Origin of the sequence: Caballeronia sp. AZ10_KS36 (genome assembly GCF_023631105.1) — a bacterium.
Lineage (GTDB): Bacteria > Pseudomonadota > Gammaproteobacteria > Burkholderiales > Burkholderiaceae > Caballeronia.
Genome location: NZ_JALQDQ010000036.1, coordinates 122,486 through 135,841 on the forward strand (window position 1 = coordinate 122,486; position 13,356 = coordinate 135,841).

Below are 13,356 nucleotides of genomic sequence, written 5' to 3' on the forward strand. Positions count from 1 at the left end.
TTCCTCCGTTCAGGCCCGGGCCGAGGCGATGGCGGTGAAAAGCGGCGCGGTCGCGGGATATTGCTTCGCGAAGTTGGCGTACAACTGGGTCTGCATTTCCTTGCGCGCGGTATCGCGATCGGCCTGGGACATCGGATAGAAGGTCATGCCGCGCTTCCTGAGTTCCTGCTCGGCGCTGGCGGCGGTCTGGATGGCCGCGACGCGCTGCTTCGCGGTGGCGTCCTGCGCGGCCTTCTGGAATGCGGGACGCAGGTTCTCGGGGATCTTCGCGAGCGCGCGGCGGCCCATCACGACGACGAGCGGGCTGAAGACGTGTTGCGTCTGCCAGCACGACTTCACGACCTCGTCGTACTTGCTGGCGAGCACGGTGGCGCAATCGTGCTCGAAGCCGTCGACGACGCCCGTCTGCGCGGCCATGTACAGCTCACCGATGGGAATGGGCGTCGGCACCGCGCCCATCAGCTTGAAGGTTTCCATGAACGCGGGCGTGGGCAGGACACGCAGCTTCACGCCCTTGATGTCCGCGAGCGATTGCGTCGGCTTCTTCGTAAAGACATTTCGGCCGCCGAAGGAATAGCCCCATGTGACGACGGAGCAGCCGGCGCGCTGTTGCAGCATGCTGTCGAACGACTTGCCGACGCTGCCGTCCATCGCGCGGCCGACGTGGTCGAAACTGTCGAACACGTAGCCCAGGTCCAGCATGCCCAACTCAGGCAGCACGGTCGCCCAGATCGACGAGCCGGTGACCATCATGTCCACCGCGCCTACCTTGACCTGCTGCACGACGTCGCTTTCCTTGCCGAGCTGGTTGTTCGGGAAGTAGTCGATGCGGATCTGGTCGCCCACGCTCGCCTTCAGGTTCGCGGCGAGGTTCTGGTACCAGACGTAGTGCGCGGCGTTCTCGTTCGCGGGCATCGAGGACGACAAGCGCAGCGCGACGGCCGGCTGAGCGCGCACGATGGCGGGAAAGCCCGCGTCCGCCGCTGCGAGCGAGGCTGCCGAGGCCGTCTGAAGGAACCGTCGCCGGGAAATCGAATGCATGGTGTGTCTCCTGATTGCCGCGTGGGCGCGGACGAGTTGTGCGCACCGACTATCCGCCGCGGCTGTATCGATTTAGTGTATCGATACAGTAGGCGAGCGGTTTTCGACGGTCAACCGGGCGTTTTCCCGTAGGCTCATCAGTTCTGGCGCTTGCACCGACCTCCGTTGTCGACAACAGCACGCAGCAGCGGCGAACGCGAGATAGCAATAGACTCGGCGTTTTCACCTAGTTGACTCGTCGCGAGACTCTGCCCAAACTGCGTTCCATGCGGTGTGATCACACATCACAACGACAACCGGCATGCCTTTCGGAGGTCTTCTCGTGGCGACTCGCGCATCACCGGACTTACCGGCACTCGAACTGGTTGCACGCGAGACGATGGCGAGCCGCGTCTACACGCAGTTGAGGGAAGCGATCATGACCGGCCGCTTCGCGCCCGGGCAGTTGCTGAGCCTGCGCAGCGTCGCGGAAGCGGTCGGCTCCTCGACGATGCCGGTACGCGCCGCGCTCACCCGCTTGCAGGCGGAAGGCGCGCTGATCGACGGACCCGGCCGCGCGCTCATGGTCCCGCCGATGACGCTCGAACTGCTCGAAGAACTCCGCGACGTGCGCGTCGCGCTCGAAGGCGCGGTGGCGAAACGCGCGGCATCGCGAATGACCCGCTCGCATCTCGCCTCGCTACAGGAGATCTTCGACGAGATGGATGCCCACGTGGAAGCGGGCGACGTCGCCGCCTACCTGCGCAGCAACTTCCGGTTCCATAGCGCGATCTACGCGCACGGCGCGAGCGAGATCACCCAGGCGACGATCCAGAACCTCTGGATGCGCATCGGTCCGTTTCTCAACCTCGTTGCGCCTGACATTCCCCACATGCGCCGTTCGATGGCCGCGCATCGTCATATCGTCGAGGCGCTGTGGCGCGGCGACGGCGAGGGCGCGCGCGCCGGCATCGAGGAAGACATCGGCGACGCCGCGGCCGATTTGCAGGAGCGCCTGCAAAGCGCCACGAGCGACGAAGCAAGCGACGAAGAAAGCGACGACGGCGGCGGCAATCTGGCGCAGGCCTGAATCGAAGAAGATTCGTACAACGAATGAAAACAACGGGAGACGGACAATGACGGTTCTGCAGATGCTGAAACCGCGCGCGGGCTTGCGCGTGCTCATCACGGGAGGCGCATCGGGCATCGGGCTCGTGATCGCCCGGGCGTTCGTCGATGCAGGCGCGCGCGTCCATGTATGCGATGCGAGCCAGCAAGCGATAGACGAGCTCGCCCACGCCGAAGCGGGCGCGGAAATGAATCCGATCACGGCGACGCTCGCGGATGTATCGGATCGCGACGCGGTGGAGCGCGTGTTCACGGACGTGGAAAGCCAGCTCGGCGGGCTCGATGTGCTCGTGAACAACGCCGGCATTGCCGGGCCGACCGGCGGCATCGACGAGATCGACGTGAAGGCGTGGGAAGACACCGTCGATGTCAATCTGAACGCGCAGTTCTACTTCGCGCGCCGTGCGGTGCCGCTGCTGCGCGAAGCGAGGGAAGGCGGCACGATCATCGCGCTGTCCTCGGTCGCCGGGCGTCTCGGCTACGCATTCCGCACGCCGTACGCCGCGACCAAGTGGGCCGTGGTCGGCATGACCAAGAGCCTCGCGATCGAACTGGGTCCCGACAACATACGCGTCAATGCAATACAGCCGGGCATCGTGAAGGGCCCGCGCATCGAACGCGTGATCGACGCGCGCGCGAAGCAGCTCAATCTCTCTTACGAAGAGATGGAGAAGCAATATCTCGCCAAGATTTCGCTGCGCCGCATGACGACGCCGGAAGAAGTCGCGGCCACCGCGCTCTTCCTGTGCTCGCCTGCGGGCAGCGGCATCTCGGGACAGGCTATCTCGGTCTGCGGCAACGTCGAAGTTCTCTAAACGCACGAGGATTCCATGGCAACGAAACGCAAGGTCATCATCACCTGCGCGCCGACCGGCGCCATTCACACGCCGTCGATGTCGCCATATCTGCCGGTCACGCCGCAGGAAATCGGCGATGCCGCGCTCGCCGCCGCCAAGGAAGGCGCCGCGATCATTCACCTTCACGCACGCGATCCGAACGATGGCCGTCCGACGCAGGACCCCGCCGTGTTCCAGGAATTTCTGCCGCGCATCAAGGCGGAAACCGATGCCGTGATCAACCTGACGACCGGCGGCAGCCCGCACATGACGGTGGCCGAGCGCCTGAAGCCCGCGCATCACTTCCAGCCGGAGGTGGCCTCGCTGAACATGGGCTCGATGAACTTCGGCCTCTATCCGATGCTCGATCGCTTCAAGGAGCTCAAGCACGACTGGGAACGCAAGCATCTCGAGAACAGCCGCGATCTCGTGTTCAAGAACACGTTCGCGGATATCGAATACATCCTGACGTCCTGCGGCGCGAACGGCACGCGCTTCGAGTTCGAGTGCTACGACATCTCGCACTTGTACAACCTCGCGCATTTCGTGGATCGCGGGTTGGCGAAGCCGCCGTTCTTCGTGCAAAGCGTGTTCGGGCTTCTGGGCGGCATCGGCGCGCATCCGGAAGACCTCGCGCACATGAAGCGAACCGCCGATCGCCTCTTCGGCAGCGACTACGTCTGGTCGATTCTCGGCGCGGGCCGCAACCAGATCGCGCTCGGGTCCATCGGCGTCGCGCAAGGGTCCAACGTGCGCGTCGGACTGGAAGACTCGCTGTGGATCGAGCCCGGCAAGCTCGCCGATTCGAGCGCCGCGCAGGTGCGCAAGATCAAACAGGTGATCGAAGGGCTGTCGCTCGATATCGCGACGCCCGCCGAAGCGCGCCAGATGCTGCAACTGAAGGGCGCGGACAACACCAACTTCTGACCGGGAGCGCACAGTGAGCGCGAAGCTGAAAGTCGTCGCGATGCCGACGGGATGGCTCACCGTCGATCGCTCGTCGCAAGTCTATGGGCGTTACTTCGGCCAGCAGATCAAAGTGCCGGTGTGGTCCACGGCCATCGTCGGCGCGGACAAGAAGATCGTGGTCGATACGGGCATCCACGATCCGGGCTGGGTTTCGAACTTCGTCTGCCCGTGCGATCAGGCGCCGGAAGAAAGGCTGGAACGCGCGCTGAAGGAATACGTCGGCTGGAGCGCGGACGAGGTCGATATCGTCATCAACACGCATCTGCACTACGACCACTCCGGCGGCAATACGCTCTTCAAGAACGCGCGATTCGTGGTGCAGGCGAAGGAATGGGAATACGCGGGTCGCCCGCTGCCGACGCAGGCCACCTATTACCAGGAGTTTCTGATCGGCCGCGAGCCGCTCGCGTACTTCCGCTGGCAGTTCGCGCACGGTGTTACCGATATCGTGCCGGGCGTGCGCGTCGTGCCGACGCCGGGTCACACGCCGGGCCATCAGTCCGTCGCCGTGGATACGGAAGAAGGCGTCGTGCTGATCGCGGGCGATTGCGCGAACTGCATGGAAAACATCGTCGATCTGGTGCCCGTCGGCATCGTGCACGAGACGCTTGCCGAGATCGGCTCGCTCTCGCGCATACGCCAGATCGCCGACTTCGTGATTCCCGGACACGATCCCAACGTCGTGCCGGGAAGCGCGGGCATCGCATTGCCGGCGAGCGCGCGCTTGCCGCATGTAGTGAAAGAGGCGTAAGACCGAAAGCAGTCAAGAAGACAACCAGCGGAGGAAGACATGAAAGCATGGACGAATACGATCCGTCATGCGGGCCGGGCAGCGCTCGGCCTCGCGATGGCGACGGCGCTTGCGATGTCGGGAAGCGCGCACGCAGCGGGCAAATACAAGGTGTTTCTGTCGATGAGCTATGTCGGCAACGACTGGCAGACGGAAGCCGCGAACATGGTCAAGGCCATGGCGAACACGCCGGCGTTGAAGGACAAGGTCGATCTCGAAGTGCAGGTCGCCGGCACCGATGCGCAGAAGCAGATCCAGCAGATCAACTCGATGGTGCAGGCGGGCGCGAAGGCCATCATCATCTATCCGATCTCGCCGACTGCGCTGAATCGCGCGATCAAGAATGCCTGTTCGAAGGGCGTGGTCGTCGCGGCGTACGACGCCGAAGTGACCGAACCGTGCGCGCACAACGTGAACATCGACCAGCATCAGGCCGGCACGGTGACCGCGGAATGGCTGGCGAAGACCATCAACGGCAAGGGCAACATCGTGCTCATCAACGGCGTGCCGGGCACCTCGGTGGACCGCGCCCGCACCGAAGCCGCGAAGGCCGTGTTCGCGAAGTATCCGGGCATCAAGATCGTCGCGGAAGGCACCGGCATGTGGAGCCAGGCGACGGCCAAGACCGAACTGTCGAAGATTCTCGCCACCAATAGCTGGGACAAGATCGACGGCTTGTGGATGCAGGTCGGCTGCTTCACGGCGGCGTCGATGCAACTCGACGCGGGCATCGCGGACGACAAGATCAAGCCGTGCGCGGGCGAATCGTCGAACGGGCATCGCGTGCAGATGCTGCCGCCGGGCGAGGTCAAGGGACAGGGCGCGTATCGCTCGATCGGCTACCGTTCGATCTCGTACGGCGCGCCGCCGTACTCCGGCGCGATGGCGCTCAAGATGGCTGTCGCCAAGCTCGACGGCAAGGACTTCCCGCAGCACATCACGCTCAAGCTGCCGCTCGTGGAGAACGGCCAGTCGAAGCTATGCAAGACCGGCAGCATCGACGAACTGAAGGCGGGCTGCACGGCATTCAGCCCGGACAAGGTGCCGCCGGGCTGGTTCGCGGACATCTACTCCGAGGACACGAAGGAAGTCGGCTTCAACGCGGCGCTCACGGGCAACCAGGACTAAAGGCGCTCATCATGAACGACGCATCTCTGGCGATCGATCTATCGAAGGTGACGAAGCGTTTCGGCGCGACGGTCGCACTCGACGGTGCGTCGTTCCGCGTGAAGCGCGGCGCGGTGCACGCGCTGCTCGGCGAAAACGGCGCCGGTAAATCCACCACGGTCAAGCTGTTGTCCGGGTTGATGCAGCCGGACGAAGGCAACATCCGCGTGATGGGCGCGGAGGTCGCCATGCGCGGACCGAAGGACGCGCATCGGGCGGGCGTGCAGACCGCGTTTCAGGAAATGACGCTGGTGCGCGATCTCACGGTCGCGCAGAACCTCTTGATGTCGTATGAGCCGACCGGTCTCTTCGGGCGCATCAAGAAGCGCGAAGCGCAGCGGCAGGCGTCCGAGTGGCTGGAAAAGCTCGAACTGTCCGACGTGCGGCCCGGCGCGTATATCCGCGACCTGTCATTGCCCGTGCGACAGAAGATCGAGATCGCGAAGGCGATCGTGCGCGGACCGCAAGTGCTGCTGCTCGACGAGCCGACGTCCGCGCTCTCGGGCCGGGACGTCGCATGGTTGTCGCGCCGCATCGATGAACTGAAGGCGAAGGGCGTCACGTTCGTCTTCATCTCGCACCGCATGCAGGAAGTGCGCGAGTTCTGCGACAGCCTCACTGTGTATCGGAACGGTCGCGATGTCGGCGAGTTCGATGCAGCGGATATTACGGACGACGAAGTAATCAAGCTAGTCATCGGCAGATCGCTCGAAGCGAAGTATCCGCCGAAGGTCGAGCCGCCCGCGCTGCGCGAAGCGGCGCAGAAGCCGCCTGCGATGGAGGCGCGCGGCGTGCGCGTGGACGGCGTGGTGACCGACTTCGATCTGGTGCTCAAGCCTGGCGAGGTGCACGGCATTGCCGCGTTGCAGGGAATGGGGCAGCGCGAGCTGTTCGAAGCGCTGTTCGGTGCGACCTATGTCGACGACGGACAAATCCTCATCGACGGGAAGCCGGTCACGCTCACATCCACCGCGGATTCGCTCAAGGCGGGCGTCTCGACGAGCTTTCTGCCGGAGGATCGCAAGACCGAAGGTTTGTTCCTCCGCTTGCCCGGTGGCGACAACGTGTCCTTGCCGGTGATCGGGCGTTATGCGCGCTTCGGGCTTATCGACCGCAAGCGGGAGCAGGCCGCCATCCGCACGTCGCTCGCGCAGATGGAAGTCAACCCGCGCGCGCTCTATAAGCCGTGTCTGTCGTTTTCGGGCGGCAATCAGCAGAAGATCGCGATGGCGAAATGGCTGCTCACGCAAAGCCGCGTGTGGCTAATGTTCGATCCGACGCGCGGCATCGACGTCGGCACCAAGCATCAGATTTTCGTGCTGATGCGCGCCTTCGCGGCGGCGGGCGGCTCCGTGCTGTTCTATTCCACAGATGTGCCTGAGCTCGTCAACGTCTGCGACCGCGTGTCGGTGATGTATCGCGGCCGCAATGTCGGCGAGCTTTCCGGCGACGCGCTCACGGAAGAAAACGTGATGCGCAAGATGCTTTCGACTTGAGAGGTGCTTCCATGAAGGTAGCCATTGCGTCGCCCGACAGCGAGACCGTCAAGCCGGGCACGGGAACAGGATGGGGCGCGCGTCTCGACCATCATCGCGGGCTGATCATCGCGGTCGGCGCGTTGCTCGCCATGCTGGCCGCGTGGGTCGCGCTGTCCGCAACGCCGGTCGGCATGTACGACCTCGGCTCGGTCATTTCCAGCGCGACGACGCTCGCGCTCGCGGCCATCGGACAGACCATCGTCGTATTGACCGGGGGCTTCGACCTGTCGGCCTCCGCGGTCGTCTCGCTCGCGAATGTGCTTGCAGTGCGATTCGTGCAAGGCACGCCGCTCGAACAATGGATGGGCGCGGCGCTCATCATCGGAATCGGCGGCGGCATCGGGCTTGTCAACGGCGCGCTGATCGCCTGGTTCCGCCTGCAATCCATCGTCGTCACGCTCGCCACGATGTTCATGGTGCAGGGCATGACGCTTCTGATCCAGAACAAGCCGGGCGGCAGCGTCGGTGAGCAGTTCGGCGCATTCCTCACGTCCGATCTGATTCCCGAAAAGCTGCCCATGTCGGCAGCAGTCCTGATCGTCGCGTTGCTGATCTGGGCGTTCGTGAAGCGCACGCGCTTCGGCGTGGGCCTGTACGCGCTCGGCAGCGATCCCGACGGCGCGTTCGCCAACGGCATGCCGGTGACACGCTATCGCATGGCGACGTATGCGCTCGCCGGCATGTTCTACGCGGCGGCGGGGCTGTACGTGTCGGCGCAGACCGGTTCCGCCGATCCGCTCGTGGGCCGTCCGCTGCTGCTGTCGATGTTCACTGCCGTCGTGCTCGGCGGCACCTTGCTCGGCGGCGGACGCGGCGGCTGCGTCGGCACCGTGTTCGCCGCGATGACGCTGATGATCACCGTGAACATACTGCTCGTGCTGAACGTATCGGCGTTCTTCACGACGATCGCCGAGGCGATCATCCTGATTCTCGCGGTGCTCGGCGCGTCGATCGGCAAGGAATCGGCGGCGCGTGAATCGATGCGTCACGCCGCGCAGTGGCTGAAGGCGGTGCGAACCGGGACGCGGGTCACGCGCGACGCGCAGGCGCGGCGCGTGTCGTTCCAGGTCAATGACTTCCGCGCCATCGAGAACACGGAGCTGAAGGGGCGCGCGATCGGCGACTGGATAGAACGCAATCGCGAATGGGCGAAGTATGTGCTGCCGGCCTATCTGCTTTTTATCGGCGTGGTCGCGGTCACGGGTGTCGTGTACGGGCCGGGCGTGCTCTTCAGCGCGAACTTCTATAGCAGTCTGCTCACGCTCACGCTGTTCCTTGCGATCCTCGGGCTCGGACAGGGCGCGGTCATCCTGACCGGCGGCCTCGATCTGTCGATGCCGTGGCTCATCACGCTCTCCGGCGTGCTGCTGACGGGTCTGACGCACGGCGTCAATGGCGCGGCCGCGTGGGCCGTGCCGGTCGTGCTGGGCGTGGGCGTGCTCGTGGGCCTTTTCAACGGCATCGGCGTCGTCATGCTGGGGCTGCCGCCTATCGTCGTCACGCTCGCGGCCAACGGACTGCTGCAAGGCCTGACGCTCATCTACTGCAACGGCTCGCCGCAAGGCTGGGCGCCGTCGGCGGTCAGCGACTTCACCAATGGCCGGCTCGGGCCGCTGTCGCTCGCGGCGTGGAGCGTGCCGGTGTTTCTCGCGTTCGCGCTATTGCTCTTGCATCGCACGCCGTTCGGGCGCCGCATCTATGCAGTCGGCAACTCGCAGATCGCGGCGAAGCTCTCCGGCGTGCGCGTGGGCGCGGTCCTGATTGCGGTGTACTGCGTCTCGGCCGTGTGCGCGGCGCTCGTCGGGCTGCTGCTTGCCGGCTTCAGTTCGCAGGCATTCCTCGGCATGGGCGACCCTTACCTGCTGCCGTCCATCGCGGTCGTCGTGGTGGGCGGCGCGCTCATCACGGGCGGACGCGGCCACTATCTCGGCGTGTTCGGCGGCGCGCTGCTGCTCACCGCGCTGGGCACGCTGCTCGCCGGCACGACGGTCCCGCCGGCGGTGCGCGACATCATCAACGGAGTGGTCGTGCTGGCTGCCGTCATCACGCTGCGCGACAAACGCGCCTGACATAAGGAGAACGAAACATATGAGCACGAGAGAGATAGCGGTGATCGGTTCGGGGCGGATCGGCCGCGCATGGGCGATCGTGTTCGCCCGCAGCGGCTTTACCGTGAAAATCCACGATGCCTCGCGAGACATGCTTTCGGGCGCGATCCCCGCGATTCGCGAGAGCGTCGAGGATCTCGCATCCTTCGGCCTGATCGACGAGAGCGTGGACCGTATCGTCGAGCGCATAAAGACGTGCGATTCGCTCGCCGAAGCGGTGGCCAACGCGGATCTGGTGCAGGAGAACATTGCCGAGATCGTCGATGTGAAGCGCGCCATGTTCGCCGAACTCGACCGCCTGACGAAGCCCGAAGCGCTGCTTGCCAGTTCGACTTCGGGGCTGCCCGCGTCGACGTTCACGGAAGGCCTGGACGGTCGCGCGCGGTGCCTCGTCGCGCATCCTGTCAACCCGCCGTCGCTCGTGCCGCTCGTCGAACTGTGCGGCACGCCGTGGACTTCGCAAGAGACGCTGCAACGCGCGCGCGTGATTTACGAGGAAGCGGGACAGAGCCCCGTCACGGTCAACCGCGAAATCTCGGGCTTCCTGCTGAACCGCATCCAAGGCGCGGTACTCGACGAGGCGTTGAGCCTTTACGAGCAAGGCTACGCGAGCGCCGCCGATCTCGATACGGTCATGCGCGACGGGCTCGCGATGCGATGGTCGTTCATGGGCCCGTTCGAAACCATCGATCTGAACGCGCCCGGCGGCGTGGCGGATTATGCGTCGCGCTACGGCGGCACCTATCGCAGCATTGCCGATACGCGCGTGCCGTTTTCGTGGTCCGACGGAGCCATCGCCAGTCTGCACGCCCAGCGCCGCGAACAGCTGCCAGCCGACCAGATCGAGGCGCGCAGCCGGTGGCGCGATCGCCGTCTGATGGCGCTGCTCGCGCACCGGCGCGCCGAGAAGAACAAGAACGACTGACAGAACGAACCCATCAAGGAGACGACGATGCCCGAAGTACGCTTGCTGGTGGATGCCAATAATCACCTGGGCGAAGGACCGCTCTGGGACGTGCGCGAAGATCGGCTCTACTGGATCGACAGCACCGCAGCCGAAATCTACAGTTGCCGCGCGGATGGCAGCGAGGTCACGCGTTACTTCGTGCCGCATCACATCGGCTCGATGGCGTTGCGCGAGAAGGGCGGCGCCGTGGTCGCGCTCGCCAACGGCCTGCATTTCTACGACTTCGAGTCGCAGACCGTCGAGTTCATCGCCGATCCCGAAGCCGATGACCCCGAGACGCGCTTCAACGACGGCAAGGTGGACCGGCGGGGCCGCTTCATCGCGGGCACGATGGCCTACGACTTCGACCGCTATTTCGCGGATCGCGGCCAGCGTTCGACGCGCAGCGGCGCGTTGTACCGGCTCGATACCGACGGCCGGGTGACGCGGCTCGACAGCGGCATCACCTGTTCGAACGGTCCATGCTGGAGCCCCGATAATCGCACGCTCTATTTCACGGATACCTACAGCAAGGAAATGGTCGCCTACGACTATGACATCGAAACGGGCGGCGTTTCGAACAAGCGGCTCTTCGCATCGGCCCGCAACATGGCCGGCACCTTCGATGGCGCGACCGTCGACGAAGAGGGCTACATCTGGTCGGCGCTGGTGTTCGGTGGGCGCATTCTGCGCTTCTCGCCGGATGGAAAAATCGATCGCGTCGTGCCGTTTCCCGTGCGCAATCTGACGAGCGTCATGTTCGGCGGCCCGAACCTCGACACGCTCTACGTATCGACCATGGGCCGCCCGATGTGGGGCATTCCGCAGAAGGAGAAGGACAAAGGCGGATTGTTCGCGGTGACCGGGCTCGGCGTGCGAGGTCTTCCCGAGCCGCGTTTCGCTGGATAAATGCGGCCGGTGCGCCGATCCGGGCGAACGGCACCGAAGGCTCTACGAACCCAGAGCCTCGCGTCACTCGCCCGATCCGCGCACGCCGTTGTTCATTGCTCGCATGAACCGATACACGAGCGCGGCGCGCGAGCGCACGCCGAGCTTGGCATAGATTGTTTTTACGTAGGTGCGCACGGTGAACTCGCTGATCTGCAAGCGGCCCGCTATCTGCTTGGTCAGGAAGCCCATGCATACCAACTGAACCACTTCCATTTCGCGTCGGCTCAGCATGCGCATGATGTCGATGCCGATCGCGCCATCGGGTGCCCTCATCGCGTCGTAATCCGGACGCATCGGACGCATGGGCCGCTCGGTGACGACGGCATAGTGCTGTCCTTCGAACTCGAAGCGGACGATCGGCTCATCGCCACCGCGCGGCGTGACGGGCGTCTCATTCTGATGCGCCGCGCGCGGCACGCCCGCGCCATCGACAATGACTCGACATACCTTGCCTCCGAGTTCGATTGTCCCGACCTCGCGCAGGCCGGTGGCATCCGCGAACTCGACGAGCACGGCATCGTGCCCAAGCCGCTGCGAATCGCAGGACGCTTTGCGCTTGTCTGGAACCGTCGCCACGAAGCGCCTCCCATCGGATCTGCTCAATCCTGACGCGAAAGCGTAAAGCCGTTCGGTAGCCGGTCATTGCCTCCGACCCCGCGTGCGCCGAAAAGCGGCGCGCCGCTGCGTCGTCATGCGGCGGATCGCGTGGCATGAGCGTCACGCGAATCCACCGGAGGCTTCACTCATCGCAGCACGAATGCAAGCGCCGAAGAGGAGTCGTTTGGATACCTTGCAATGCGATCAACGCGAATTGCGATCAGGTTACTGCCGTATTTTTAGGTATACCGAATGTAAAAACGCAAGATATATCTCGGCTGAAAGTGCGCTACCCCATATGCGGTAATCCGTTCGCATCCGCCAGTGCGCGCTAATGTCTTCAACGTCGCCACAAAAGGTTGGCTCAACGGGGCGAAAGCCTATGCAGCAACCCGCTTGCATGTGCCCCTTCTGACGATTGAACCGCGCGCGCAAGTTCCTACACTGCGCACATGGATCGGCTCGCGCAGTCGATCTCAGTTGCGGAGAAAGCAATGAGTGATCTCTTTGATAGCGACGTTGCAGATCAGGCCGATGCCGACGGCGCCGACAACTTCGACCGGCCCGACCAGTTCGACGAATCGGCTGACGGCATGTATGGCGACGAGGCATTCGCCGACAGCGGCGATTGCGCGACGGAAGACTGCTTCGACGGGATGTCGTCGGGTGAAGCGGAAGGCGTCGACGACATGGCATTGTGGAACGCGTTCGAAGAAGAAATCGCCGACGGCCTCGACGCCGCAAGCGACGACGAATTCATCGGCCGTCTGCTCGGCGGCCTCGGGCGCGCTGCGGGTTTGGTGAGCCGCGGCATGGGGAGCGCGGCGGGCGCCGCAGGCAGGATCGGATCGTTCGCAAACCGGGCGGGCAATATTGCCGGCGGCGTGGGACGCGCGGCGCGTGTGGTCTCGCCCGCAGCCGAAACGGCCGCGCGGCTTGCGCGCCTGCTGGGAGCGCCCGGTGCGGGCAGCGTACTCGATCAGGTCAGCCGCGTCGCGCAGGGCGTCGGGTCGGCGGCGGGGCGGGCGCAGAGCATCGCCGGATCGCTCGGCCAGACCGCGAGCGGCGCACAGGGACTGTTCAGCCAGATCGGGCAGCTGCTGGGACAAGGCAACAGCGCCGACGATGCATTCGACGCAGTCATGGATCTCTATCTCGAAGACGGCCTGGACGAGGCGCTGCCCGCCGCAGTCGCGCTCGCGGCGCGTGCGGCGGCGCGCGGGCTCGGTTATCGCAACGTCGCGCAGCTGTCGGAGGCGGGCCGCCGTGCGCTCGTGCGCGGCGTCGCGGCGGCGGCGCGTGAACT

11 protein-coding genes and 1 pseudogene are annotated in these 13,356 nt (G+C 64.7%); 10 read left to right on the forward strand and 2 right to left on the reverse strand.

Annotated elements, in window-relative coordinates; all coding sequences use genetic code 11:
• Positions 1–9 precede the first annotated feature (9 nt).
• A complete protein-coding gene (locus NCR35_RS22485) occupies positions 10–1,041 on the reverse strand; it encodes a TRAP transporter substrate-binding protein (protein ID WP_250536154.1) in 1,032 nt (343 codons plus the stop codon).
• 322 nt (positions 1,042–1,363) lie between these two features.
• Between NCR35_RS22485 and NCR35_RS22490 the strand changes: the two genes are divergently transcribed.
• From NCR35_RS22490 to NCR35_RS22530, 9 genes are read left to right on the forward strand one after another with little or no spacing between them, the layout of a single operon-like run.
• Complete coding sequence (locus NCR35_RS22490; protein ID WP_250536155.1) at positions 1,364–2,110, forward strand: GntR family transcriptional regulator; 747 nt, start codon at positions 1,364–1,366, stop codon at positions 2,108–2,110.
• A 46-nt stretch (positions 2,111–2,156) separates the two neighbouring features.
• Complete coding sequence (locus tag NCR35_RS22495; protein WP_250536156.1) at positions 2,157–2,963, forward strand: SDR family oxidoreductase; 807 nt, start codon at positions 2,157–2,159, stop codon at positions 2,961–2,963.
• A 15-nt stretch (positions 2,964–2,978) separates the two neighbouring features.
• A complete protein-coding gene (kce, locus tag NCR35_RS22500; RefSeq protein ID WP_175942647.1) occupies positions 2,979–3,911 on the forward strand; it encodes a 3,5-dioxohexanoate:acetyl-CoA acetone transferase in 933 nt (310 codons plus the stop codon).
• Positions 3,912–3,924: 13 nt separating this feature from the next.
• Entirely contained in the window at positions 3,925–4,704 is a 780-nt protein-coding gene (locus NCR35_RS22505) for an N-acyl homoserine lactonase family protein (RefSeq protein ID WP_250536157.1), read from the forward strand.
• A gap of 39 nt (positions 4,705–4,743) precedes the next feature.
• Positions 4,744–5,871 carry a sugar ABC transporter substrate-binding protein gene (locus NCR35_RS22510; RefSeq protein WP_244851518.1) on the forward strand — a complete coding sequence of 376 codons (1,128 nt, stop codon included), beginning with the start codon at positions 4,744–4,746 and terminating at the stop codon, positions 5,869–5,871.
• Between the two features lie 11 nt (positions 5,872–5,882).
• On the forward strand, positions 5,883–7,406 hold the full coding sequence (locus tag NCR35_RS22515; protein ID WP_250536158.1) for a sugar ABC transporter ATP-binding protein: 1,524 nt from the start codon (positions 5,883–5,885) through the stop codon (positions 7,404–7,406).
• Positions 7,407–7,417: 11 nt separating this feature from the next.
• Positions 7,418–9,517, forward strand: a complete 2,100-nt coding sequence (locus NCR35_RS22520) for an ABC transporter permease subunit (RefSeq protein ID WP_250536159.1) — start codon at positions 7,418–7,420, stop codon at positions 9,515–9,517.
• A gap of 19 nt (positions 9,518–9,536) precedes the next feature.
• Positions 9,537–10,481, forward strand: a complete 945-nt coding sequence (locus NCR35_RS22525) for a 3-hydroxyacyl-CoA dehydrogenase (protein WP_250536160.1) — start codon at positions 9,537–9,539, stop codon at positions 10,479–10,481.
• A 27-nt stretch (positions 10,482–10,508) separates the two neighbouring features.
• Positions 10,509–11,411 (forward strand): SMP-30/gluconolactonase/LRE family protein, encoded by a 903-nt coding sequence (locus NCR35_RS22530; protein WP_250536161.1) that lies wholly within the window; start codon positions 10,509–10,511, stop codon positions 11,409–11,411.
• Between the two features lie 63 nt (positions 11,412–11,474).
• Here NCR35_RS22530 and NCR35_RS22535 read toward each other — a convergent pair whose 3' ends face one another.
• Positions 11,475–12,029 (reverse strand): response regulator transcription factor, encoded by a 555-nt coding sequence (locus NCR35_RS22535; protein WP_250536162.1) that lies wholly within the window; start codon positions 12,027–12,029, stop codon positions 11,475–11,477.
• A 515-nt stretch (positions 12,030–12,544) separates the two neighbouring features.
• Between NCR35_RS22535 and NCR35_RS22540 the strand changes: the two are divergent.
• A pseudogene (locus tag NCR35_RS22540) lies at positions 12,545–13,356 on the forward strand (hypothetical protein); the annotation flags it as partial.

Excerpts from the sequence above, each read along its gene's own strand:
- NCR35_RS22485 (WP_250536154.1), bottom strand. The coding sequence starts at position 1,041 with ATGCATTCGATTTCCCGGCGACGGTTCCTTCAGACGGCCTCGGCAGCC.
- NCR35_RS22495 (WP_250536156.1), top strand. The coding sequence starts at position 2,157 with ATGACGGTTCTGCAGATGCTGAAACCGCGCGCGGGCTTGCGCGTGCTC.
- kce (WP_175942647.1), top strand. The coding sequence starts at position 2,979 with ATGGCAACGAAACGCAAGGTCATCATCACCTGCGCGCCGACCGGCGCC.
- NCR35_RS22510 (WP_244851518.1), top strand. The coding sequence starts at position 4,744 with ATGAAAGCATGGACGAATACGATCCGTCATGCGGGCCGGGCAGCGCTC.
- NCR35_RS22515 (WP_250536158.1), top strand. The coding sequence starts at position 5,883 with ATGAACGACGCATCTCTGGCGATCGATCTATCGAAGGTGACGAAGCGT.
- NCR35_RS22520 (WP_250536159.1), top strand. The coding sequence starts at position 7,418 with ATGAAGGTAGCCATTGCGTCGCCCGACAGCGAGACCGTCAAGCCGGGC.
- NCR35_RS22525 (WP_250536160.1), top strand. The coding sequence starts at position 9,537 with ATGAGCACGAGAGAGATAGCGGTGATCGGTTCGGGGCGGATCGGCCGC.
- NCR35_RS22530 (WP_250536161.1), top strand. The coding sequence starts at position 10,509 with ATGCCCGAAGTACGCTTGCTGGTGGATGCCAATAATCACCTGGGCGAA.